We start from the raw sequence: 2,126 nt of genomic DNA on the forward strand, positions 1-2,126 counted from the left end.
GGGTAAAGATCTCCCGGTTGCTTAGTTCCCCGTGGGCGGCCGCGTGGGCGGCCGTGTGGTTGACGGCCTCCACTCTGGCGTAGCCCTGGGTTTCCTTCACGGCCAGAACGGACAGGCCCAGTCCTAGGGCGATGTAGGCGGCGCCGAGCAGGAACGGCCCAGGGCGGAGCCCGTAGTTGGTGGCGATGTAGCCGGTGGCCAGGGCGGTCCCGGCGACGCCGAGGTAGCCGGCAGCCTCGTTCAGGCCCATCGCCAGGCCGCGCCGGGAGGATCCGACGAGGTCCATTTTCATGACCACGGTGGTGGACCAAGTGAGGCCCTGGCTGATGCCAAGGATCACGTTGGCGGCAACGATCCAGCCCCAGGAGGTTCCGAAGGTCAGCAGCAGCGGCACGGGGATGGCGATGAGCCAGCCGGTCACAAGGACGGGTTTCCGGCCGTAACGGTCCGAGAGCGTGCCGGCGAAGTAATTGGTGCCGGCCTTGGCGAGTCCGAAGGCCACGATATAGGTCAGGGCGGACGTGTAGAGGTCAAGGTGGAAGACCTGGTCCGCCAGCAGCGGCAGCACGGTGCGTTCCTGGCCGAGGGTGCCGCCGACTAGGGCATTGACGGCGACCAGGAGTATGAACTGGGCCAGGTTCTGACGCAGGCCCAGGGTGATGCCGGTGCGCTGTGGGCGTTCCCGCCGGACTGCGCTGCCTTGCGGGGACGGGGTGTTGCCGGGCATCATTTCTGAACTCCAGTTGTCCGGGACATGCGTCGACGGCGGCCGGGTGTCCCGGCCGCCGCCAACGCTGTCAGTTAATTACTTCGGGTCGTGCCGCGATCAGTTGCTGGAAACAGATTCCCGAGCCTGCTGCCAGGCGGCCCATCCGGCGTAGCTGCCGTCGAGTTCGACGACGTCGTAGCCGGCCCGGCGCAGGGCGCTGGCCGCGACGGAGTTCCGGACCCCGCTCTGGCAGTAGGACACGATGGTGCCTTCGGAGGGGAGCTGGTCCAGGTTCCACATCACGCGGCCGCCGCTGAGCTGGTGGGAGCCGGGGATGTGTCCTGCGGCGTGTTCGGTGCGGTTGCGGACGTCCAGGACCATCGCGGCCTCAAAGCCATCCAGTTCTTCAGGCTGGATGAGCTTGGGGGTGCTGGCGGGCAGGCCTTCGAGGCCTGTGACGTAGCCGGCGACGTCGTCGATGCCGACGCGGACCAGGTGGTCCCACATTTCCTGCGCGGCGGCCTGGCTGGGGGCCAGGAGTACGAGCGGGTTCTTGTCGGTTTCGGGGTTGACCACCCAGGCGCCGAAACTGGCGGTGGACTTGCCGAAGGGGATGTTCAGGGAACCGGTGACTGTGCCTTCGTGGACTTCTGCGTTCGAGCGGGTGTCCACGAACGTCATGGCGTCAGCGGCCAGGCCCTGGGCAACAGTTTCGGTGGCGAGTTCGCTCAGGGGGGCGCGTTCGCCCATCACTGCCGGGCCCTCCCGGTTCTCGCGCTTCATCCGGCCGAAGTAGGCGTGCGCGTCGGGCTGGCCGTCGAGGAGCTCGGCGATGAAGCCCTCCTCGTCGTTGGCGGCCAGGTAGGGGCCCCACCAGGCGTAGAGCCGTTCGTAGCCGACCGTGCTGGAGGGGATGGCGCCGAGGGCCTTGCCGCAGGCGCTGCCGGCCCCGTGGCCGGGGTGCACCTGGACGTGGTCGGGCAGGGTCAGGAACTTATCGCGCAGGCTGGCGAACAGCTGCTTGGCGCCGGCGAAGCGGGTGTCGATGCCGCCCGCGGCCTCGTCCAGCAGGTCCGGGCGCCCCAGGTCCCCTGAGAAGACAAAGTCACCGGAGAGCAGATAGCCGGGGGTATCGGCGAACGCGCCGTCGGTGATCAGAAAGGACAGGTGTTCCGGGGTGTGGCCCGGAGTGTGCAGGGCCTTGACGGTGATGTTGCCCAGGGTGATCACGTCGTCGTCGTTGAGGCGTTCGGCCTGGAAGCCGTACTGCCAGTCGTCCCCGCCCTCGCCGGAGACGTAGGCGGTGGCGCCGGTCGCGGCGGCGAGTTCGCGGGTGCCGGACAGGAAGTCCGCGTGGATGTGGGTCTCGGTGACGGCCACGATCTTCATCCCGTTGGCCGCGGCCAGGGAGCGGTAC

Annotated in this window: 2 protein-coding genes; both read right to left on the minus strand. The window is 68.3% G+C overall.

Annotated elements, in window-relative coordinates; all coding sequences use genetic code 11:
• The coding region (locus LQV45_RS27605) for an MFS transporter (RefSeq protein WP_374208311.1) at window positions 1-727 on the minus strand (727 nt) is incomplete at its 3' end.
• A gap of 99 nt (window positions 728-826) precedes the next feature.
• Window positions 827-2,126, minus strand: a 1,300-nt coding sequence (locus LQV45_RS27610; protein ID WP_230010046.1) for a rhodanese-like domain-containing protein, incomplete at its 5' end; no start/stop codon positions are given.

This window comes from Microbacterium sp. Bi128 (assembly GCF_918698205.1).